Below are 21205 nucleotides of genomic sequence, written 5' to 3' on the forward strand. Positions count from 1 at the left end.
CCGCCGGTCGTGCAACCTGCCCGGCCAGGGAAAGGGATTACCCCAGAAGCACGCCATGGTCGGCGGCATAGGCGCGCAGATAGGGGCGCAGGCTGCGTACCGGCAGATGATAAAGCCGGTTCATATAGGCGGCAACCTCACCGACATGCACGGTACGCAGCATGCCTTTCACCTCGAAAAAGGCAGGGGCGGACATGGACAGGTGGCGCATGCCCACGCCCAGCAGGGCCATGGCCTCCAGCGGTTTGCTGGCCATCTCCCCACACAGCGACAGGGTGACGCCAGCCTCCCCGCACTTCTCCACCAGCATCTTCAGCACACGCAGCAGGGCCGGCGACAACAGGTCGTAGCGGTTGTTCAGCATGGGATTGCCGCGATCACTGGCGAACAGATATTGCAGCATGTCGTTCGATCCGACCGACATGAAATCGATCAGCGGCAGCAGGGCGTCCAGCTGGAACAGCAGGGCCGGCACCTCCATCATCACGCCGACCTTCAGGTCGCGCGGGCCCGGCTGGCCATTCGTGCCCAGGCGCTTGACCTCCAGATCCAGGATGCGGCGGGCCTGCACGAACTCCGCCACGGTCGCCACCATGGGGAACATGATGCGCAGGTCGCGGCCGGCCCCCGCCAGCAGCATGGCGCGCAGCTGCTTGCGCAGCATGGAGGGACGGTCCAGCCCGATGCGGATGGCACGCCAACCAAGCGCCGGGTTCTCTTCCCCCAGTTCCGGGAAATAGGGCAGGGCCTTGTCGCCGCCCACATCCAGGGTGCGGAAATTGACCGGCAGGTCGCCGGCCTCATCCAGAACCTTGGTGTAATTGTCCAGCTGGGTTGCCACGTCGGGGTATGAGGGGCGGACCATGAAAGGGATTTCGGTGCGGTACAGCCCGACCCCGTCTGCCCCGGTACTGGCCAGATGCGGCAGATCGATCAACAGACCGCAATTCAGCATCAGCTTCACTTCCTGCCCGTCGCGGGTGATAGCGGGCAGGTCGCGCAGCTTGGCATATTCGGCCTGCCGGCGCTGGCGGGCGGCCAGGCTGGCAACGAAGACGGCCTGGATATCGTCGGCCGGGCGCACGAAGATCTGGCCGTTATCGCCATCGACGATCAGGAAATCCAGCGGTTCCACCCGGCGCAGGATGTCGGCCGCCTGACCCACGACGGGGATGTCCAGGGCGCGGGCCACGATGGCGACGTGGGAATAGGCGGAGCCCTCCTCCAGCACCAGCCCGCGCAGCCGACGGCGGTCATAATCCAGCAGCTCGGCCGGGCCCAGGTTGCGGGCCACCAGCACGAATTCATCCGGCAGGGTGCCGCCCGTGGTTGCCACCGGCTTGCCGGCCAGATGCTGCAACAGGCGGTTGGTGATGTCGTTAAGGTCCAGCAGCCGGTCGCGGATATAGGGATCGGCCACCTGCGCCATGCGGGTGGAATTATCGTCCTGCACACGCTGAACCGCGGCTTCTGCCGTCAGGCCCGACCGGATGGCCTCGCGGATGCGGTTCAGCCAGCCACGGTCGGCGGCGACCATGCGATAGGTCTGCATGATCTCGGCATGTTCGCTGTCGCTTTCGCCCACCGCGATCAGCATCTGGTCGATGGCCGAATGCATGCTGGTCACGGCTTCCTTCAGCCGCGCCAGTTCGGTGTCCGGATCATCGGCCACCATCTGCCGGATGGTCAATTGCGGCCGGTGCAGCACGGCGACACCCATGCCGACGCCGCGGTTCAGGCTGGTGCCCTCCACGCGCGACGGCAGCAGCACCAGATCGTTGACCACCGACAATTCGCGGCTGTCGACCAGTTCGCCCACGACCACCAGCTCCGCCACGATCATGGCGATGGTCTGCAGCGTCTCCACCTCCTGCTCGTCATAGTCGCGGCGGTCTTTGTGCTGGATGGCCAGCACACCGCGCACGCGACCCCCGCGCAGGATGGGCACGGCCAGGAAGCCGTTGAACGGGTCCTCGCCGGTTTCCGGGCGATAGGCGAAGTTGGGATGGCTGGGGGCGTTGGCCAGCGCGATGGGCCGTGAATGGGCGGCCACATCGCCGATCAGGCCCTCGCCCACCCGCATGCGGGTCTTATGCACGGCGTCTTGGTTCAGACCGATGGTGGCGAACAGTTCCAGCACCTCGCCCGCGCGCATGACGTAGCAGGAGCAGACGTCCGCCGCCATTTCATGGGCGATGGTCATGACGATCTTGTCGAGACGGTCCTGGGCTGACCCGCTGCCGGCCATGACGTCGCGCAGCCGCGCCAGCAGGCGCCGTGCGCCGGCCACGGGATCCGGGCTCCGTCCCACCTCCGGCAACAAGGCCGGGGTGCCGCTCATCATCGTCATGGCCTGACCAGTTCCATCCGCGAAGCACCAGGCCCGGCCCCCTGGATATGGGCGGCCGGACGGGTATCCCTACCACATGAAGCGGCCCGCCACACGGGTCGATTGGCGGTCACGGGTGCTTAAATGGGGGCGGCGCGGGGTAACCACTCCGCGCTTGTTCATGCGCCCTCAGGCGCCGGGCGCCGCCATCCGGCGGCTTGGCTCACGCCGCACGTGCGGCGGGCCGGCGGTCGCCGGCCTGCAGCGGCGTGAACGGGACTTTACGATATGAGGCTGTCCAGCCCGCGCTTCAGGTCGGCGATGATGTCGTCGGCATCCTCCAGCCCCACCGACAGGCGGATGGTGCCGGGACCGATGCCCAACGTTGCCTTTTCTTCGGGCGTCAGACGCTGGTGGGTGGTGGTGGCGGGGTGGGTGGCCAGGCTCTTCGAATCGCCCAGATTGTTGGAGATCTTGACGATCCGCAGCCCGTTCAGGGTGGCGAAGGCGGCGGCCTTGGCATCGCCGTTCACCGGTTTCAGGTGGAAGCAGATCAGGTTGCTGCCGCTGCTCATCTGCTTCTTCAGCAAGGCGCGCTGCGGATGGCTGTCCAGCCCGGCATAAAGCACGCGCTCCACCGCCGGATGGCTTTCCAGGAAGGTGGCGACTTTCAGCGCCGAAGCCGACTGCGCCTTGACGCGCAGTTCCAGCGTCTCCAGACCCTTCAGCAGGGTCCAGGCATTGAAGGGGCTGAGTGCCGGGCCGGTATGGCGCAGGAAGGGGGCCAGGATGCCCGCCACCTCGTCATCGCACAGCACCGCACCGCCCAGGCAGCGACCCTGGCCGTCAATATGCTTGGTGGCCGAATAGACGACGATATCGACGCCGTACTTCTTCGGCTTCTGCAGCACGGGCGTGGCAAAGACATTATCGACCACGACGCGGGCCCCGGCCTTGTGGGCCAGAGGTACCACATGTTCCAGATCCACCACCTCCAGGCAGGGATTGCTGGGCGTTTCCAGGAAGACCAGATTGGTGGGAACCGACAGGGCCTTTTCCCACTCTTCCGGCTTCGTGCCGTCGATGATGACGCTGTCGATGCCGAAGCGCCGGGCCAGGTCGCTGACGATATAGAGGCAGGAGCCGAACAGGGCGCGGCTGGCCACCAGCCGGTCGCCGGCCTTCAGCAGGCCGAAGACGGCGGCATGCACGGCGGCCATGCCGGACGCCGTGGCAAAGCAGCGGGGGAAGCCCTCATACTGTGCCAGCCGATCCTCGAACATGGCGACGGTGGGGTTGCGGAAGCGGGAATAGACGAAGCGCGAGCCGTCATTGGCAAAGGCGGCCTCTGCCGCCTCGGCACTGCCATAGACGAAGCCGGAGGTCATGAAAATGGCCTCGCTCGTCTCCTCGAACTGGGAGCGGCGGGTGCCGCCATGCACCAGCAAGGTGGCGGAATTCAGATCATCGGGCAGGTCGCTCATCGCCATGGTCCTTCACAAGCCTCGACCGGTTCGATCGAGGCCCTGGCAGCGCCCTCTCCGGCGTCCATTCCATGGCTTCGACCTTTTAGCAGCTTCTTTAAGACGTGGCCTGCAATCCGGTCACCAAATCACCACGCGGGATCGTTAAATCCCGCCGGCCGGCACTTGTCAAGCCATGCCATTGCATGGAGACAATGGGATGGCCGGCCGTGCACCCCCTTGGACGCCGCCCATGATCGGCCTTAGGCTGGCGGGACAATCATTAACCATAAATATCGTCCAGACAGGGGGTATCCACATGATCAAGCGCCTGGGGCTCGCGGCACTGGCGGCCGCCTTCATCCTGTTCTTCTGGGGTTTCTTCTGGTTCGGCCTGTCACCGCTGGCCAAACAGTCGCTGCAATCGCTGCCCGATACGGCGGCGGCGGGTGTCGCCGCCCTCAAGGCGTCTGGGCTGCCATCGGGCACCTATATGTCACCAGCCTATGATGACAGCACGCCGGAGATCACGGCCCGCACCATCGCCGATTACGCGGCGGGGCCGGTGGCCATGATCCATTACCGTGATGGTGGCGTGGCTTTCATGGACCCCGGCGTTATGGGCATGGGCTTCGTACATTTCTTCATCTCCGCCCTGCTGATCGGCTGGCTCTATCTGCGGGCCGGCGGGCCGCTGCCGGGCTTTCGTGACCGCTGGGCCTTCGTGGTGGGGGCAGGGCTGCTGATCGCGTTCGCCGGGCGGCTCAGCGAGCCGATCTGGTACCAGATGCCCTGGGGCTTCTTTCTTTATTATGCCGCCTTCGACGTGACGGGCTGGGCCCTGGCGGGGCTGGCCATGGCGCGCATCCTGCGCCCGCAGAACGTTTGAAAGGGGGCTCCATGTATGTCTGTGGGCTCGTGATCCCCGTGCCGGAGGGGAAGATGGAGGCGTATCGGCGCTGGGCGGAACGCAGTGCGGCCTTCTTCAAGGAATATGGCTGCCTGGAAACGGTCGATGCCTGGGAGGATAATGTGCCGTCGGGCCAGCACACCGATTTCCGCCGCGCCGTGGACGCCAAGGAGGGGGAGAGGATCGTCTTCTGCTGGCAGGTCTGGCCCGACAAGGCCACCCTGGATGCGGCAGAGGCGAAGATGCATCTGGACCCCCGGATGGAGGTGGCGCCGGAAGGCATCCCCTTCGATGCAAGGCGCCTGATCCTGGGCGGGTTCCAGCCGATCTTCACCATGGGACGGAAATAGGGGGCGCGAGGGGGCGTTGCCGGCCGCGCCGATCCGTGCTAGGTCCCGCCCCAAACCCCTTCATGCCTTTTCCGGAGTTCCAGATGTCCGACGAGACGATCAACCAGGCCGAAGACGCCGCCGAAGCCCAGTCCGCAGGCCCGGTGCCGCCGCTGGTCGTCAATATGCAGTATGTGAAGGATTTGTCGTTCGAAAACCCGAACGCGCCCCGCATCCTGACCGGCGTCACCGAACAGCCCAAGATCGACCTGCAGGTCGATCTCCAGGCCCAGGGCCTGGCCGACAATGTCGCCGAGGTGCAGATCCGCCTGCGCGCCGAAGCCACGGTGGGTGAGGCCACGGCTTTCATCGCCGAGCTGGTCTATGCCGGTGTCTTCACCTTGCCGCCGCTGCCGGCTGACACCCAGCGCGCCGTGCTGCTGATCGAGGGGCCGCGCCTGCTGTTCCCGTTCGCCCGCCAGATCATCGCCGATGTCACGGCCCAGGGCGGCTTCCCGCCGCTGCTGCTGCAGCCGCTGGATTTCGTCGATCTGTATCGTCGCCAGGTCCTGGCCCAGCAGGGCGAGATCGGCGACGCCCAGGGCAACGCCTGATCCGATCCGCTTGACCTGGATGAAGCAAGACGCCGCGGCCGCCAGCCGCGGCGTTTTCTTTTCAGCCCTTGCCCGTCAGCCCTTGATAGAGCCCCTTGGGCGTGTCGGTGAAGACACCGGCCACCCCCCATTGGAACAGCTGGCGGGCCTGTTCGGCCTCGTTCACTGTATAGGCCAGGACGGGCCGGCCGCTGGTGCGCAAGGCCTTGATGCTGTCTGCACTCTGCCGGCGGGCATTGACATTGATGGTGCTGGCTTCCAGCCGGTCGGCGATGGCGGCCCAGTCCGTCGGTTCTTCATCCATCAGATATCCGCGCGGCCAGTGCGGAGCCACCACCTTGGCCATCTCCAGCGCTTCGACCGAGAAGCTGGAGACCAGCGGCGGCGGCCGGCCGGCGGGCCACAGGGTCAGGGCGAGCGACAGGGCGATGCCGGCCGTCTGCTCGTCCCGCCCCGGACAGGGCTTGATCTCCAGGTTCAGGTTGATGTCCAGCAACTGCGCCGCCTGGATGGCTTCCGCCAGGGTCGGCACGCGCTCGCCCCGAAATTCCGCCCCGAACCAGGATCCGGCATCCAGGCGTCGGATCGTCTCGAAATCCATCGTCGCAGCAGGGCCGTGGCCATTGGTCGTGCGGTCCAGGTCATCGTCATGCATCAGGATGGGCACGCCGTCGCGCGTCAGCTTCACATCCAGCTCCACCCATAAGGCACCCTGCAGCGCCCCCTCCCGGATACCGGCCAGCGTGTTCTCCGGCGCGTGGCGGGCGGCACCGCGATGGCCGATCAGGCGGGGGATGGAAAGCATCATGGCTTGGGTCCGGTGGTGGTGATGGGGCAAGATAGGCGCAAACGACCGGGCTTCCAACCGTAGGTCAGGTCGAGCCACCGGCGAGCCCTGGCAGCATGGCTGAAGGTCCTTCCCTGTCAGGGCTCGGGCTTTGCCCTCGACCTGACCTACACCATCCCCGCCAGCTTCCCCGCTTGCGGCAGCAGGCGGACCAGCCGGTCGGGTTCAGAGGCGAACCAGACATGGCCGCCCCAGGCCAATGAGGGCAGGGCCTTCTTCACCTCCGCCCGGTCGCGGTCCAGGAAGGCGGTGATGCAGGCGACGCGCGACGCATCGAACCCGCCCTCTGCCGCGATCTCCAAGAAGGCGCGGGCCCGCTGTTCGGTGACGGGGCCGTCGGTCGCCACCACTTCCACGAACACCAGCATCAGGTCGGCCGCAGTCTTCCCCCGGTCCAGCAGGATGATGTCGGGCAGGGTGCGGTCCGGCGTGATGCGCAGGCGGAGTTTTTTGATCCAGCCCTCGTCCCTTGCCGCCACCTTGGCGGCACTTTCCGACAGCCACAGGACCACGGGATCGGTCAGGAAACGGGGGGCGAAAAGCTCCACCACCGCTTGGGCGATGCGGCTGGACGGGCCGGGGGCCAATAACCGCGTCTCCCCATTGGGAAAGCGCACCAGCACGTCGGCCCCGTCACGGTCGGCGGCCCCGCGCAGGCTGACGATACGGGCCAGGGCCATGGGGTTCAGGGTGGCGTCGGCCCATGCCCTGGCCGCCACCGCCAACGCTTCCCCTTGCAGTGCCGGGTTGAACAAGGCGGCGAAGGGGGCGGCCAGGGCGTAGCGCGGCTTGGACGAGGTGGTGGGCACGCCCGGCCGTTCAAGCACGGCGCCATTGGGGATCAGGCCCTGGCGGATGACCTCGTCGCGCACCTGCTCGCGGCTGTTATCCTGGTACCAGCGCTCCCCTGTCGCGCGGGGCGCCTTGGCATAATCGGCGCGTGACACGGGGTCGGACGAGAACAGCATGCGCGTATCGCCCAGCCGTACCACATGCACGGGGTTCAGCCAGATATCCGCCCCTTCCACGGCACCGATATAGAGAAAGGCGGCCACCGTCGCGGCGGCGGCGTCTCGCACGCATTTATCCCTTTCCGGCGTGCCTTCCGGGAAGATCTGGCGCAGGCGGCGGGCCACCTCCGCCCGGTCCAGAAGTGCGGGCAGGCCGGTCAACAGCCGATCCCGTACAGCCGGTTGGCGGCCTCGTCCAGACGGTCGCGCGTGGCCCCGGCGGCGACCAGCGCCCCCAGTTCCTTCAGCGCCGCCGGGTTGGGCAGGGGCATGGCCTCCAGCTCATAGGCCGACACGGCGACAGAGCCGGAGATGCAGCGGAAGGCGCGGTCGGCGGCCCGGCTGTTCAGGAAGGCGGCGAGCACGGCGGGGGGGACCTGCGGTGTGCGCTCGTCCAGCGGCAGCAGCATGTTCAGGTGGTTTTCCACCGTCACGCCGCGCGGATGCCTGGCCAGGAAGCTTTCCGGCATTTCGGCGGCGATCAGACGGCGGGCCTGTTCCTTGGCCGTCGTCCGCTGCAGCAGCACGCAAGCACGGCGGGTCAACAACCATTCATCGCCCTTGGTGGCCGGGTGGAACCAGGGCTTGTGATTGACCTTTTCGCAGCGATAGGCGAAGCGTCCATCGGGCGTCACGCTCTCCGCCCAGACCAGGGGCACGGCCCCTTTGCCGGCCTTGTCGGCGATCTGCGGCTTGTAGCGGTTCCAGACCAGCGGCCCCGTGGCGACACGGTAGCCCCAGTCGGCCAGCCGGCTGTCGAGGGTGCGCAGGCGGGTGGCCAACCCCGTCTCGCTGGCATGGCGGGGCAGGATCCAGGGGGCCGTCGGTTCGTCCGGCAAGGTGAAGGAACCGGAACCGACGATGGTCAGCCCGCCATTGCCGTCCCCTGCGCGGATCATGTTGACCAGGGCGCGTTCCGGGCGCTTCCGGCGTCCACCGGTCCGGCGGTATGTCGCCAGCACCGTCTCCTGCAGCACATTGTCGAACACGCCCTTGCGTTCATCGACGAAATCCAGCGTCACCGGCGGGGCCATGTCCGACAGGGTGCGGCGCAGATGCTTGAAATAATCCCCGGCCAGGAAGGAGGACGGGGTGAGGAAGGCGATCAGCCCGCCCGGCACGGTCCAGCGCACGGCCAGATCCATGAACATGCCATAGAGATTGGCATGGCCATACAGGCTGCGCGCAAAACGGGCCCGTACCTCCGGGGCCAGGGTCAGGCGGCCATAGGGCGGGTTGCCGATCACCAGGTCGAATTCCGAGGCGGCCGGCGCGGTCAGCGCATCGCCAGCCCGGCAAGGGGCCAGACGCTGGCCGCCAGCGCGGATAAGGGGCAGCAATGCCGCCTCCACCATCACGCCCGATATCCAGGCGGCCATCGGGTCCAGTTCCAGCCCGCGCAGGCGGGTGGCGATGGAGCGCAGGGCCAGCGCCGGTTCCACGCTCTTCATCGCCCTGGCCATGCGCAGGGCCACCGGCACCAGGAAAGCACCGCAGCCGGCGGCGGGGTCCAGCACGCGCGCCGTGGCCCAATCGACCTTTCCCTCTTCGGCCAGATCGACCAGCCGGGCGGCCAGGGCCGGGGGCGTGTAATAGACGCCGTGGCGCGCCCGCTCCTCCCCCGGCATCAGGCCGGCATGCAGGGCGCCGATACGGTCGGCCACCTCTGCCACGGGCAGGGGGGCCAGGCTTTCCCCATAGTCGCGGGCCGATGCCGCCACGCCTTCATCCAAGCCTGCTTGGCCGCGCTGGGCGGGTGGGGGCGTCAGGTCCAGGCCGGTCTCCAGCGCCTGCCACCAGGCACGGACCACCTGCTGCACCAGTGCCGCCTCTTGCCGCCGGTGCTGGGCGGAGAAGGCCGTGACGGCAGCCAGCAGCGACGCGCCCGGATCGGGGGCGCTGGCCGGGGGCCGCTTTCGCGCGACTGGCGGGGTCAGGACGGGGGACAAGGCGGGTTCTGGGGGCGATCAGGTTCCGGATGTTCGATAATCGTTCAGGGTCCGGACGGACGCAAGCACCATCAGGATGGGCCTTGGCCCGTGCGGCCCACACTCAGCCACAGGGTCGGGTCCGACAGGGGCGTGGCGGGCGGCAGGCTGGGATTGGGCAGGCGGATGATGGTGGCGTCGTTGAACCGTTCCAGGGGGAAGGCGCCGCGCGTGGACGGGTGGGTGGACAGCATGCGCCGCAATTCCCCGCTGGCCAGCATGGCGCGCAACCCTTCCTCCAGCCGGCGCGCCAAATTGTCCAGGCCCGGCGCCACGTAGAAATAGACCGGCATTGGGTAGGCGATGACCAGCTTGTCGAAGATCATCAGATCGGTGCCGCCGTAAAGCTCATGCTCCCCCGCCACCTCCGCCAACCCGCGTGCGAAATAATCGCAGCGCCCGGCGCGCAGCATGGCGTAAAGCTGGTCGAAATAGACGTTGGTCACTTGCGGCAGGCCAGCGGCGGCCAGCACGTCGGCGTCGGGCCATTGCGCGCCCTGGCAGGCGGTGAAACGTTTGAGATCCTGCACGTTGCGCACCTGCGCGAAGGCGGCGGCGTCGGCGGCGCGGATAATGGGCACGCGCTGGCCGATCAGGCCCATATCGATGGGAATGCGGACGGGATGACCCTGCTTCTCCCGCTCGATATTGGTGCCGGTCCAGGTGACGTCGATGCGCCCTGCCTTCAGTTCGGCGAGCAGGCGACCTTGGGAGAAGCGGTCATTCACCGTCTCCACCCGCACCGCGCCATAGCGGGGTGCGGTCTCCACCATCAGGCGGCGGAAAAGGTCGTGGAAATAGTCGGGCCGCTCCCCCTCCTCCCCCGGTCCGCGCCAGTCGGAGACGCGCACCACCTCGGGCTCCGCACCCGAAACGGCAAGGGCCGGCAACAGGGCCAGCCATACGATCGCCATCCAACGGGACAGGCGTCCCAGCATCACGCGCACTCCCGGCGATTCCCTACTGGCGATTCCATGAGGGAAACATTGCCGATGGGAGATGGCAAGGGGGCACAAGGCGGCGACGAGGTGACATCACCCTTCCAGCATGCGGCGCAGCAGCTCGACATCCTCGGCGAAGGCCGGGTCGGTGCCGCACAGCTCGTCCACCTTGCGGACGGCATGCATGACGGTAGTGTGGTCGCGGTCGCCGAACTTGCGGCCGATCTCAGGCAAGGACCGCTGGGTCAGCTGCTTGGCCAGATACATGGCCACCTGACGCGGGCGGGCCACGGCGCGGGCGCGGCGTGCGCTGCTCATGTCGGCCAGCCGGATATTGAAATGCTCCGCGACCTTCTTCTGGATCTCCTCGATCGTCACGCGCCGGTTGCTGGCGCGCAGCAGGTCGTGCAGCACGTCCTGGGCCGATTCCAGGGTGATGGCGCGGCCCACCAGCTCGGCATGGGCGACGATGCGGTTCAGCGCCCCTTCCAGCTCACGCACATTGCTGGTGATCTTGTGGGCCAGGAATTCCAGGACCTTGGGCGGCACCTTGGCGCCGATGCGGTCGGCCTTCTGGCCCAGGATGCCCAGGCGCAGCTCATAGGTCGTGGGATGGATATCGGCCACCAGGCCCCAGCCCAGGCGCGAGCGCAGCCGCTCCTCCATGCCTTCCAGGTCCGACGGGCTCTTGTCGGCGCTGATGATCACCTGGCGGTTCTGATCTACCAGAGCATTGAAGGTATGAAAGAATTCCTCCTGGGTGCTGTCCTTGCCGGAGATGAACTGCACATCGTCGATCATCAGCACGTCGACCGACCGGAACTGTTCCTTGAAGGCCATCGTGTCCTTGAAGCGCAGCGCCCGGATGAACTGGTACATGAATTTTTCAGCCGAGAGATAGATCACCCGGCGCGCCGGGTCCTTCTTGCGGATGGCCCAGGCAATGGAATGCATCAGGTGGGTCTTGCCCAGGCCGACGCCGCCATAAAGGAACAGCGGGTTGAAGGGCACGGCCTGCGCATCGGCCACGCGGCGGGCGGCGGCGAAGGCCAACTCGTTGGGCTTGCCCACCACGAAATTCTCGAACGTGAAGCGCGGGTCCAGCGGGGCCGACATCTCGTCGGTGCGGTCCTCCACCACCGTCAGGGTCGGGGTGGGCTCGATCACCAGCTCGGTCACGGGTTCCGGTGCGCGGGTCGCCGTCAGGACGGCCGGCGCACTGGGCGTGCCATTGGTCGTGGCGGACGAAAGTTCCGGCTTGGCGGCGCTGGCCACCACGATCTCCACCGACTGCACGCCGGGATTCTCACCGGAGAACAGGGCGCGGATACGGTCGGCATAATGGGTGCGAATCCAGTCGCGCATGAAGCGCGTGGGCACCAGGATGCGCAGCTGCCCGCCATCCAGCGTGCCGACGGTCAGCGGCTTCAGCCAGGAGCGATAGGCGGTCTCCCCTACCTCGTCCTTCAAGCGGCCCCGCACGCGCGCCCACTGCTGATCCAGCGAACCCTGCACCGACATTCGTCCGTTGCTCCCCGCCCCAAGGCCCAACTTCGCAGCACTACGCCCCGCATGTGCGGTGGCGCGTCTTCCGCAACATGATTCAACCGTGACCGGTGGCAACGCCACCCCATCCGCGGATCCGTCCGATCCACGGCCACCAACCATCCCACCGGTGTCAACCGATCAGACAGCCCCCTCCCCATGTCATGGGCCAATGTCGCCATTGGCACCGTCCCCACCCGGCACCCGACCCGCCCATTCCCCTTTCAGTTCACCCCTATAGTGGGTAATGGGAATGGTTGCGGGAACACAAAACCTTAACAGTGGACGTTCCCTTGCGGGATACCCCCTTCGTACAGGTCTCATTTTAAGAAATGGCAGCCAACCGGCGGGGGCCGGAACTGGGATGCTTCTTGGCATCCATTATCCGCACGCCAACTTGGATTGCAATCCAAGTGCGACTACACCCGTCGGCATCACTTCCATTTGTCACGCCGAACGGCGGATGAGGGATGCTAGAGGGGCTGCGGAAGAGTCGCAACGGGACCGAAAAGGGAACGCCGAAAAAAGCAAAAATCGTTCGCGGCTTATGTCAAAACCGGCGGACGACAGGCCTCGGCGACCCTGGATCCCATGGCGGCAAAGAAAACCGCGCGGGCGAGACGCACCGCGCGGGTTCCTTACGGCAAGCCAGGGATCAGGCCAGAGCCTTGATGCGGCTCGACAGGCGCGACAGCTTGCGCGAAACGGTGTTGGCGTGCAGCACGCCCTTGCTCACGCCGCGCATCAGCTCCGGCTGGGCTTCCTTGAAAGCCTCGCCAGCGGCGGTCTTGTTGCCGGAAGAGATAGCGTTCTCGACCTTCTTCAGGAAGGTACGGATGCGGCTGACGCGGGCGCGATTGACCTCAGTCCGGGTGGCGGTCTGACGGATGCGCTTCTCAGCGGACTTGTGATTGGCCATAGGAAACCTTTACGCGGGACATGGATGTGCCGTAGGAAGCGGCGCTTATACAAGCACCCCATCGCCCCGTCAAGCGGGTGCGGGCAAGGCGCCCATACGAAACTTGCTTGTCTGGCAATCTCCCGGTGGGGTCCGCCAGAGTCCTGCCCGAGTCGTCGGACCATGGGTCCCAAGAGGACAGGCAGTAATGATATGTATATGGGGTATGGCTTGATTTGGATACCCCATCCCTTGTTCGGTCTGGGTTGCGTCAGTTCGGATCGCGCGGTGACAGCTGGAAGCGCACGGTGAGGCGGCGGCTGGCGGCGTCCATCGCGATGGCGATGTCCAATACCTCCCCGGCCCGTGTCCAGCGCCCATCAGATCCCCGTGCCCAACCCAGTTGCGGCAATGCCTCCGCATAGAAGCGGGTCACGGCATCGGCGTCGCTGGTGCCTGTGGCCACGGCCTGCACGATGCGGCCGGTGGGATTGTCGAAGACCAGCGCGTCGTCGGCCACCGCCGCCAGGCCGGGGGCCAGCGGCACGTCCTCCGTCCCCGGTACGAAGGCGGCCGGCGTCGCGGCCGGCGCTATGGAGACGGCCAGCGCAATCAGGACGGCGGAGAGCGGGGCGCGCAGTCCCCGGAACAGGTGCGGCATCATTCCCCCTCGATATCGCATTTCAATGCATGTTTCACGCCCAAACGAGCGTGACCGGAACACCGCAATTCAGTGCTGGCACTGTGGACAGAAAAAGGTGGAGCGGCCGGCCTGGGTGATGCGCTGGATGCCGCCCGTGGTCAACGGATCGCTGCCGCAGCGTCCGCAAGCCTCTCCCTCCCGGCCATAGACCTGGAAGCGATGCTGGAAATAACCCAGTTCCCCGTCCGACTGCACGAAGTCACGCAGGGTCGAACCGCCGGCGGCGATGGCGTCGTTCAGCACGTTGCGGATGATGGGGACCAGCCGTTCGGCATCGGCCCCCGCCACGCTATCGCCGCTGCGGGTCGGGGCAATGCCGGCGCGGAACAAGGCTTCGCACACATATATATTGCCCAGGCCCGCCACCACCTTCTGGTCCAGCAGCATGGATTTGATGGGGGCAGCCCGCCCGCGCAGCCGGGCCGACAGGCCGTCGGCATGAAATCCGTTGCCCAACGGCTCCGGCCCCAATGCGGCCAGCATGGGATGGTCCTGCATCCCCCCCTCATCGAACAGATCCATGAAGCCGAAGCGGCGGGTGTCATTATAGGTGACGACCCAGCCATCATCGGTATGGAAGACCAGATGGTCATGCGCGGTGGGGGCCGGGGCCGGGCCGGGTTTCACCACCATGCTGCCCGACATGCCCAGATGGATCATCCAGACCAGGCCGCCTTCCACGTGGATCAGGATGTATTTGGCCCGGCGGTCCAGCGACAGGACTTGCCGCCCGGTCAGCCGCCTGGCGAAATCCTTCGGCAGGGGAAAGCGCAGGTCGGGTCGGTGCTGATCCACCCGCGCCAGCCGCCGCCCTTCCAGCTTCAGGGCAAGGCCGCGTCGGACGGTTTCCACCTCGGGCAATTCGGGCATGGAACAGGCTCTGGAACGGAGAAGGCCCGGCCGTGATAGCACGGCCGGGCTTCTTGCGCGATATGCCGATCAGGCGCGGGCGGCGGACAGGCCGCCATCGACCAGGCTGGCGGTGCCGGTGACGAAGCTGCTGTCGTCCGATGCCAGGAACAGCACGGCCTTGGCCAGTTCCTCGGGCTGCCCGGCCCGCTTCAGGGCGTGCATGTTGTTGATGAAGCCCTGCTTGTCGGCCGTGTCGTTGGCGGTGTGGTACATCTCCGTCTCCACCGCACCCGGCAGCACGGCGTTCACCCGCACGCCCCGGGGCCCATATTCGGTGGCCAGCGCCTGGGTCAGGCCGATCAGGCCGGCCTTGCTGGCGGCATAGGCGGCCATGCCGGGGAAAGCCCCGCTATAGCCCACGAAGGTGGAGGTGAAGATCACCGATCCGCCGGCCTGCATGGCCGGGATCTGGTACTTGGCGCCCAGGAAGGCGCTGGTCAGGTTGACGGCCAGGGTCTGGTTCCAGGCATCGGCCTCGATATTGTCGGTCGGGCCCATGGCGCCCAGCGTGCCGGCATTGTTGAAGGCGATGTCCAGCTTGCCATAGCGACTGATGGCCAGATCGACCAGGGCCTTGGCAAAGGCCTCCTGCTGCACGTCGCCGGCCAAGGCCACGGCCTCACCGCCGGCGGCCTGGATTTCGGCGACCAGGCTGTCCAACTCGGCCTGACGGCGGGCGGCGACGATCAGCTTCGCGCCCTCGGCGGCGAACAGGCGGGCGGTGGCGCGGCCGATACCGGCGCTGGCGCCGGTGATGATGGCGACTTTGTTCTGCAAGCGGTTCATGGTTGGGTCCTCCGGGTTGGATGGGCGCCGCAGCGGCGCCGTTGATGATTGGACCCTACGCCCGATGAATACTTTCATCGATGGCGTTAAAATGGTTTGATCATTCAGTTTTCCTGAATGAAATGGCATCCCCATGGACCGGCTGCGGGCGTTCGAGGTTTTCGTGGCGGTGGTGGGAAAGGGCGGCTTTGCCAGGGCGGCCGCCGCGCTCAACACCTCGCCCGCCAATGTCACCCGCTATGTGGCGGAGTTGGAGGGATATCTGGGTACGCGGCTGTTGAACCGGACCTCGCGGCGCATATCGCTGACGGAGGCGGGACAGGCCCTGTTCGACCGGGGCCGGGCCATCCTGGACGAGGTGGCGGAACTGGAGGCGCTGGCCGGGGCAGCGGCGGTAAAGCCGCGCGGGCGGCTGCGCATCAATGTGCCAGTCAGCTTCGGCATCACCCACATGGCCCCGCTCTGGCCCCGCTTCATGGCGCTGTATCCCGACGTGACACTGGACATATCGCTGATCGACCGGGTTGTGGACATCGTGGAGGAAGGCTACGATCTGGCCATCCGCATCTCGCGGGCCGGATCGCAAAGCCATGTGGCCCGTCGGCTGGCGGTGTCGCGCAACATCGTCTGCGCCTCGCCCACCTATCTGGCCCGGCATGGGCATCCGCAAAGTCCGGCAGACCTCGGAACCGCCCAGCACCGCTGCGTCATCTATACCCAGGCCGCGATGGCGGAGGAGTGGCGGCTGACCGGTGCCGATGGTCGCGAACATGCTGTGCGGGTCAATGGCGTGATGCTGACCAATAATGGTGACACGGCGCGGGCGGCGGCCCTGGACGGTGCGGTCATCACCTGGCAACCGACTTTCTTGATCGGTGATGATCTGCGCGCCGGGCGGCTGGTGTCGCTGCTGCCGGGATATGCTCTGCCCGATATCGATGTGCTGGCCGTCTATCCATCGCGCCGGCATCTCAGTGCCAAGGTGCGGATGATGGTGGATTTTCTGGCCGATGCCTTCCACGGCACGCCACCATGGGAACGCAATCCGTATCCAAATGATATCGATTGAGATACAATGTATCTCACACTTCCTGTGACGAGGATGCGCATGCCCAGTACCATGCTTCATGTCCGCATTGATATGGAGACGAAGGATCAGGCCACGGCGGCATTGGCGGCCATGGGGCTAACCGTATCGGATGCGGTGCGGGTATTTCTGCGCCGTGTGGCGGCGGAGCGGGCACTGCCCTTTGCCGTGAAGGCACTGGACACGGAGATACCGGCCGGTGACCAGGGGGCGCCCGCCGATGTCGCGGTAAACACGGTGAGTGATTGGACCCGGTTTAAGGAATAGGGCTCAGCCTTCCCCGGCATCCACAGCGATGGCCCGCTGCAAGGCGGGGCGGGCGTGGCAGCGTTCCAGATAGGTAGTGAAGGCCGGCGTCGGCGGCTGCACCTTGAACCGCTCCACCGCAAAGATCAGATCGGACCCGATCATCACGTCGGCGGCGCTGAACTTCTCGCCCAGGATCCAGGGACCTGTTGACAGGGCCTGATCCAGCACCGCGAACACCTTGTCGGCGCCGCCCCAGCCGATGGCGCGCGGCTCTGTGGGGAAGTTCAGGAAACGCTGGGCGATGGCTGGCTCGTTGCAGCCGGCGGCAAAGAACAGCCATTGCAGATAGCGGCCACGCAGCGGGTCATCCTGGGCCGGGGCCAGCGCCTTTTCCGGCACCTTGTCGGCCAGATAGGCGCAGATGGCGCCCGATTCGGCCATCAAGGTCTCGCCATCGGCCAGGGCCGGCACCTTGCCCATCGGGTTGATGGCGCGGAAGGCATCCGTATCCTGCTCCCCGTTGCGGATGTCGATCACGGCCCGCTCGTAAGCCAGCCCCGTCTCCTCCAGCATCCACAAGGCACGCAGCGACCGGGTGCGCGGATAACAGTAGAGCTTGATCATGATGGCCCTCCCCATGGTTACAGCAACCATGGCATGGAGAGGGGCGGGCGTCAGCCGCGATCCACCAGATCGACGCCCAACGACCGCAGCGCATCCCAGTAACCGGGATAGGTCTTGGCCACGCAGGCTGGGTCCAGGATTGTGATGCCGTTGATCTTCAGGCCGGCCAGCGCAAACGACATGGCGATGCGATGATCGGCATAGGTGTGGATGTCGGTGGGCAGGGTCTGTCCCGCCAGGGACGGGTCGGCGGCCACGATCAGATCGTCGCCTTCCTCCCAGGCCAGGCCAGGGCGGATCTTGGCCAGTTCGGTGGACAAGGCACGGGTACGGTCGCATTCCTTGACCCGCAGATTGGCGATCCCCACGAAGCGGACGGGATGGTTGTTGAAGGCGGCCAGCACGGCCAGCGTCGGCACCGCATCCTGCATCTGCGACCCGTCGATCACGGCGGGCATATCGGGGAATTGCGCGATCACCGCCTGGGCGCAGGCGTCGGGCTGGGTGAAGGCATCGGCCGGCACACCCAGGTCGATGCGCCCCCCCGTCAGCACCTCCGCCGCCCATAGATATGTGGCTGCCGACGCATCCGGTTCGATGACGTAGTCGGCCGCCCGGTATCCGGTGGGCAGCACGCGCCAGGTGGCCGCGTCCTTCTGCTCCACCGTCGCGCCGAAGGCCCGCATGGCGGCGACGGTGAGGTCGATATAACCGCGTGCCCCGATCTCCGATCCCGTGAGTGCGACATCGATGGGGCCGCTGGAACAGGTCGCCGCCATCAGGATGGCGCTGACATACTGGCTGGACAGGCCGGCATCGATCTCCACCCGGCCCCCCGCCAGGGCACCCTTGCCGCGCACGGTGACGGGGGGGCAGCCGGTCGGCGCCGTCAGATCCACGCCCAACGCGGTCAAGGCCTTGACCAGCGGGGCGATGGGCCGCTTGCGCATATGTTCATCGCCATCGACCACGACGGTGCCATCGACGGTGGCGACGGCGGCGGTCAGGAAGCGGGTGGCGGTGCCGGCATTGCCCAGGAACAGCGGGCCGGCGGGGGCGGTCAGCCGACCGCTGCTGGTGACGATGAAGCTGGTGGCGTCGGGTTCATCGATGGTCACGCCCATCTGGCGCAAGGCATTGGCCATGTGCCGCGTATCATCGCTTTTCAGCGCACCGGTCAGGCGGCTGGTGCCCTGGGCCAATGCCGCCAGCAGCAGGGCGCGGTTGGTGATGGACTTGGAACCCGGCGGCACGACGCGGCCCGTCAGGGGGTGGGTCGGCGGCATGATCGTCAAAGCCGCCCCGCCCGTCGCCGTCACCATCACCATCCCCCATCACCAAAGCCGGAAAACAGGCGGCGACCCTAGCAAGCGGCATAGGCGACGGGAAACCGGTTTTGCCACAGGGGCGCGTTGCGTCAGAAGCCGGCCGCCGAGGCCGGTGCGAAACCCTGGGGCACCGGCGTCCGCGACAGCATCACGGGCACCCCATCCTTCCACAGGGCCAAATGGCGCGACGCATCGGCCGCAGCATTGATATCCACCGTCACGTCGCCGGGCACCAGCAGCAGATCGGCGGCCGCCCCCTTGACGATGCGTCCCCGGTCGGGGAAGTCCAGCAGGTCGGCAGCCACCGATGTTCCGGATTTCAGGGCCGCCAACGGGTTCATGCCCAGCGCCACCATGTGCCGCAGTTCCTGGGCATTGTCCCCGTGGCGGTTGCCGGGTGTGCCGGCATCCGTGCCCATGGCCACCACGCCCCCGGCGGCCACGAAGCGGCGGAAACTGTCGAAATGCATGGTGGAGAACCGTTCGGCCTTGGCCCGCACGAAGGCCGGCAGCCTTTCCTTCATCTCCAGCAGCGCCATCATGGCGGCCAGGGTTGGCACCAGCCGCACGCCCCGGTCGATCATGATGGCGATCTGGTCGTCGGTCAGTTCGAACCCATGTTCCACCGAATCGACGCCGGCCGATACGGCGCGGGCGATGCCGCGGGCCCCTTGGGCATGGGCGGTGATCTTCAGGCCGAAATCATGGGCCATGGTGACGGCGGCGGCCAGTTCCGCTTCCGCCGGATGCGGGGCCAGCGGGTCGACCCCGCCCGTCAGCACGCCGCCCGTGGCGATCAGCTTGATACAGTCGGCCCCATGCTTGACGTTGGTGCGCACCCCGCGCAGCCAGTCGTTCGGCCCGTCGCATTCGATGCCGATCCAGGCCCCGTGCCCGCCGGTGATGGTCAGGGCCTTGCCGGCACAGCGCATGGCGGGGCCCTGATGCCGCCCGGCCCGGATGGCATCGCGGACGGAGATTTCCAGCCATTCCACCCCGCCCAGGTCGCGGATGGCGGTCACCCCGCCGGTCAGCGTGGCCTGGGCATTCTCCAGCAACCGCAGGGTCAGGTCACCCATGGGCCGCTGGCGCAGGGTGGTGACGACATCGCCCACGGCTTCCAGCGCCAGATGCACATGCGCATCGACCAGCCCCGGCATCAGGGTGGCGCCGGTCGTATCATGGCGCAGGCCCCCATAGCCCGCGAAGTCCGCCACGGGCGCCACTGACGCGATGCGCCCGTCACTGACCAGCACGCCCAGGCCGGGTTTCGGGGCCGACAGCCCGTCAAACACCAGACCACCGGACAGGAGCAATTGATCGGACATGGGGGAACCTTCGCCACGGATAGGTATGAGGGCGGGCACTGTAGCGCGGATGCGAACCAAAATGAAAAGGGGCGGATCAGGTCACCCCGATCCGCCCCCCCCCGCCTTACCCGTTTTTGCCGGTGATCAATCGGCCGACAGCACGCCGCGTTCCACCTGGTCGCGTTCGATGCTTTCGAACAGGGCGCGGAAATTGCCTTCGCCGAAACCGTCATCGCCCTTGCGTTGGATGATCTCAAAGAAGATCGGGCCGATCACGGTGCTGGTGAAGATCTGCAGCAGCAGACCACCACCCGGCGCACCGTCCAGCAGGATACCGCGCTTGCGCAGTTCCTCGGTCGGCTGGCCATGGCCGGGCAGGCGGCCTTCCAGCATGTCGTAATAGGTTGCCGGCGGCGGGGTCATGAACACCACACCGTTTTCCTTCAGCGCATCATAGGTCGCGATGATGTCGGTGGTGGAAAGGGCGATGTGCTGGATGCCTTCGCCCTTGTATTCGCGCAGATATTCCTCGATCTGATCGACGCGGCCTTCGACGCCGGCACTTTCATTGATCGGGATGCGGATCTTGCCGCAGGGTGCGGTCAGCGCCCGGCTCTTCAGGCCGGTCAGCTTGCCCTCGATGTCGAAATAGCGGATCTGGCGGAAGGCGAACAGCTTGGCATAGAAATCGTACCAATGATCCATGCGGCCGCGATGGACATTATGGGTCAGGTGGTCGACCTCCACCAGGCCGCAGCCCACGGGGTTCTGGTCGGCCCCCTCTACCGGCACGAAATCGATGTCATAGATCGAGGCCGGGGACGTGTACCGGTCCACCAGATAGATCAGGCTGCCGCCGATCCCCTCAATCGCGGGGATGTTCAGCTCCATCGGGCCGATGGCGCCCTTCACATCCTTGGCGCCCAGTTCCAGGGCGCGCTTGTGGGCAAAGGCTGCGTCCTTGACCCGGAAAGCCATGGCGCAGGCGCTGGGCCCATGGTCGCGGGCGAATTGCTGGGCCAGGCTGTCGCCCTCGCCATTGACGATGAAATTGATCTGGCCCTGGCGGTAGAGGGTGACATTCTTCGACCGGTGGCGGGCCACCTTGGTGAAGCCCAGGATGGTGAACAGCGTGTCGAGGGCGGCCGTATCCTCGGCCGTGTATTCGACGAATTCGAACCCGTCGGTGCCCATGGGGTTGTCCCACAGGTCGCCCACGATCTGGCCATTCTCGACCCGGGCCGTGCTGCCGTCCGCCATGTCACTCTCCTCACGCAAATCTGTCGGTTGGGGAATTGTTGGCAGGATAACGCCGGCGGCCAGGGCATGTCC

The 21205-nt window shown here is 66.4% G+C and carries 20 protein-coding genes and 1 riboswitch; of the genes, 5 read left to right on the forward strand and 15 right to left on the reverse strand.

Annotated features, from left to right (window positions below; all coding sequences use genetic code 11):
- Nucleotides 1–37: 37 nt before the first annotated feature.
- Both ptsP and metZ read right to left on the reverse strand, forming a co-directional pair.
- Complete coding sequence (gene ptsP, locus AC1Q7F_RS00945) at nucleotides 38–2341, reverse strand: phosphoenolpyruvate--protein phosphotransferase (protein ID WP_492503884.1); 2304 nt, start codon at nucleotides 2339–2341, stop codon at nucleotides 38–40.
- A gap of 269 nt (nucleotides 2342–2610) precedes the next feature.
- Nucleotides 2611–3819, reverse strand: a complete 1209-nt coding sequence (gene metZ, locus AC1Q7F_RS00950; RefSeq protein WP_492502871.1) for an O-succinylhomoserine sulfhydrylase — start codon at nucleotides 3817–3819, stop codon at nucleotides 2611–2613.
- Nucleotides 3820–3878: 59 nt separating this feature from the next.
- A riboswitch (SAM riboswitch) is annotated at nucleotides 3879–3958 on the reverse strand.
- Between the two features lie 153 nt (nucleotides 3959–4111).
- Between metZ and AC1Q7F_RS00955 the strand changes: the two genes are divergently transcribed.
- The 3 genes from AC1Q7F_RS00955 to secB all read left to right on the forward strand — a co-directional run bounded on the left by AC1Q7F_RS00955 (nucleotide 4112) and on the right by secB (nucleotide 5645).
- Nucleotides 4112–4681 (forward strand): hypothetical protein, encoded by a 570-nt coding sequence (locus tag AC1Q7F_RS00955; protein ID WP_492502873.1) that lies wholly within the window; start codon nucleotides 4112–4114, stop codon nucleotides 4679–4681.
- 11 nt (nucleotides 4682–4692) lie between these two features.
- Nucleotides 4693–5052: a DUF1428 domain-containing protein gene (locus AC1Q7F_RS00960; RefSeq protein WP_492502875.1), complete on the forward strand. Its 360-nt coding sequence runs from the start codon at nucleotides 4693–4695 to the stop codon at nucleotides 5050–5052.
- A gap of 83 nt (nucleotides 5053–5135) precedes the next feature.
- Nucleotides 5136–5645 (forward strand): protein-export chaperone SecB, encoded by a 510-nt coding sequence (secB, locus tag AC1Q7F_RS00965; RefSeq protein ID WP_492502877.1) that lies wholly within the window; start codon nucleotides 5136–5138, stop codon nucleotides 5643–5645.
- Between the two features lie 61 nt (nucleotides 5646–5706).
- Here secB and ugpQ read toward each other — a convergent pair whose 3' ends face one another.
- From ugpQ to AC1Q7F_RS01010, 9 genes are all read right to left on the reverse strand, one after another.
- Nucleotides 5707–6453: a glycerophosphodiester phosphodiesterase gene (gene ugpQ / locus AC1Q7F_RS00970; protein ID WP_492502879.1), complete on the reverse strand. Its 747-nt coding sequence runs from the start codon at nucleotides 6451–6453 to the stop codon at nucleotides 5707–5709.
- Nucleotides 6454–6599: 146 nt separating this feature from the next.
- On the reverse strand, nucleotides 6600–7664 hold the full coding sequence (locus tag AC1Q7F_RS00975) for a BsuBI/PstI family type II restriction endonuclease (RefSeq protein ID WP_492502881.1): 1065 nt from the start codon (nucleotides 7662–7664) through the stop codon (nucleotides 6600–6602).
- The gene (locus tag AC1Q7F_RS00980) at nucleotides 7661–9451 is read right to left on the reverse strand and encodes an Eco57I restriction-modification methylase domain-containing protein (RefSeq protein ID WP_492502883.1); all 1791 of its coding nucleotides are present in this window, start codon (nucleotides 9449–9451) and stop codon (nucleotides 7661–7663) included. The genes AC1Q7F_RS00975 and AC1Q7F_RS00980 overlap by 4 nt, the downstream gene beginning before the upstream one ends.
- Nucleotides 9452–9522: 71 nt before the next feature.
- Nucleotides 9523–10428: a substrate-binding periplasmic protein gene (locus AC1Q7F_RS00985; protein WP_492502885.1), complete on the reverse strand. Its 906-nt coding sequence runs from the start codon at nucleotides 10426–10428 to the stop codon at nucleotides 9523–9525.
- Nucleotides 10429–10524: 96 nt separating this feature from the next.
- On the reverse strand, nucleotides 10525–11952 hold the full coding sequence (dnaA, locus tag AC1Q7F_RS00990) for a chromosomal replication initiator protein DnaA (protein ID WP_492502887.1): 1428 nt from the start codon (nucleotides 11950–11952) through the stop codon (nucleotides 10525–10527).
- 679 nt (nucleotides 11953–12631) lie between these two features.
- Nucleotides 12632–12895 carry a 30S ribosomal protein S20 gene (gene rpsT, locus AC1Q7F_RS00995; protein WP_492502888.1) on the reverse strand — a complete coding sequence of 88 codons (264 nt, stop codon included), beginning with the start codon at nucleotides 12893–12895 and terminating at the stop codon, nucleotides 12632–12634.
- Between the two features lie 250 nt (nucleotides 12896–13145).
- Nucleotides 13146–13535: a hypothetical protein gene (locus AC1Q7F_RS01000; RefSeq protein WP_492502890.1), complete on the reverse strand. Its 390-nt coding sequence runs from the start codon at nucleotides 13533–13535 to the stop codon at nucleotides 13146–13148.
- 69 nt (nucleotides 13536–13604) lie between these two features.
- On the reverse strand, nucleotides 13605–14447 hold the full coding sequence (mutM, locus tag AC1Q7F_RS01005; protein WP_492502892.1) for a bifunctional DNA-formamidopyrimidine glycosylase/DNA-(apurinic or apyrimidinic site) lyase: 843 nt from the start codon (nucleotides 14445–14447) through the stop codon (nucleotides 13605–13607).
- 69 nt (nucleotides 14448–14516) lie between these two features.
- Entirely contained in the window at nucleotides 14517–15275 is a 759-nt protein-coding gene (locus AC1Q7F_RS01010; RefSeq protein ID WP_492502894.1) for an SDR family oxidoreductase, read from the reverse strand.
- Nucleotides 15276–15408: 133 nt separating this feature from the next.
- Between AC1Q7F_RS01010 and AC1Q7F_RS01015 the strand changes: the two genes are divergently transcribed.
- Nucleotides 15409–16344, forward strand: a complete 936-nt coding sequence (locus AC1Q7F_RS01015) for a LysR family transcriptional regulator (RefSeq protein WP_492502896.1) — start codon at nucleotides 15409–15411, stop codon at nucleotides 16342–16344.
- 39 nt (nucleotides 16345–16383) lie between these two features.
- A complete protein-coding gene (locus tag AC1Q7F_RS01020) occupies nucleotides 16384–16629 on the forward strand; it encodes a type II toxin-antitoxin system RelB/DinJ family antitoxin (RefSeq protein ID WP_492502898.1) in 246 nt (81 codons plus the stop codon).
- A 3-nt stretch (nucleotides 16630–16632) separates the two neighbouring features.
- Here AC1Q7F_RS01020 and AC1Q7F_RS01025 read toward each other — a convergent pair whose 3' ends face one another.
- The 4 genes from AC1Q7F_RS01025 to hppD form a co-directional block, all read right to left on the reverse strand.
- Complete coding sequence (locus AC1Q7F_RS01025; RefSeq protein WP_492502900.1) at nucleotides 16633–17235, reverse strand: glutathione S-transferase family protein; 603 nt, start codon at nucleotides 17233–17235, stop codon at nucleotides 16633–16635.
- Nucleotides 17236–17285: 50 nt separating this feature from the next.
- Nucleotides 17286–18557: a 3-phosphoshikimate 1-carboxyvinyltransferase gene (gene aroA, locus AC1Q7F_RS01030; protein WP_492502902.1), complete on the reverse strand. Its 1272-nt coding sequence runs from the start codon at nucleotides 18555–18557 to the stop codon at nucleotides 17286–17288.
- Between the two features lie 95 nt (nucleotides 18558–18652).
- Nucleotides 18653–19891, reverse strand: coding sequence for a metal-dependent hydrolase family protein (locus tag AC1Q7F_RS01035; protein WP_492502904.1), 1239 nt, complete (start codon nucleotides 19889–19891; stop codon nucleotides 18653–18655).
- A 126-nt stretch (nucleotides 19892–20017) separates the two neighbouring features.
- Complete coding sequence (gene hppD / locus AC1Q7F_RS01040; RefSeq protein ID WP_492502906.1) at nucleotides 20018–21133, reverse strand: 4-hydroxyphenylpyruvate dioxygenase; 1116 nt, start codon at nucleotides 21131–21133, stop codon at nucleotides 20018–20020.
- Between the last annotated feature and the right edge of the window lie 72 nt (nucleotides 21134–21205).

It is taken from the genome of Niveispirillum sp. GW835-FHT14G11 (assembly GCF_058793615.1).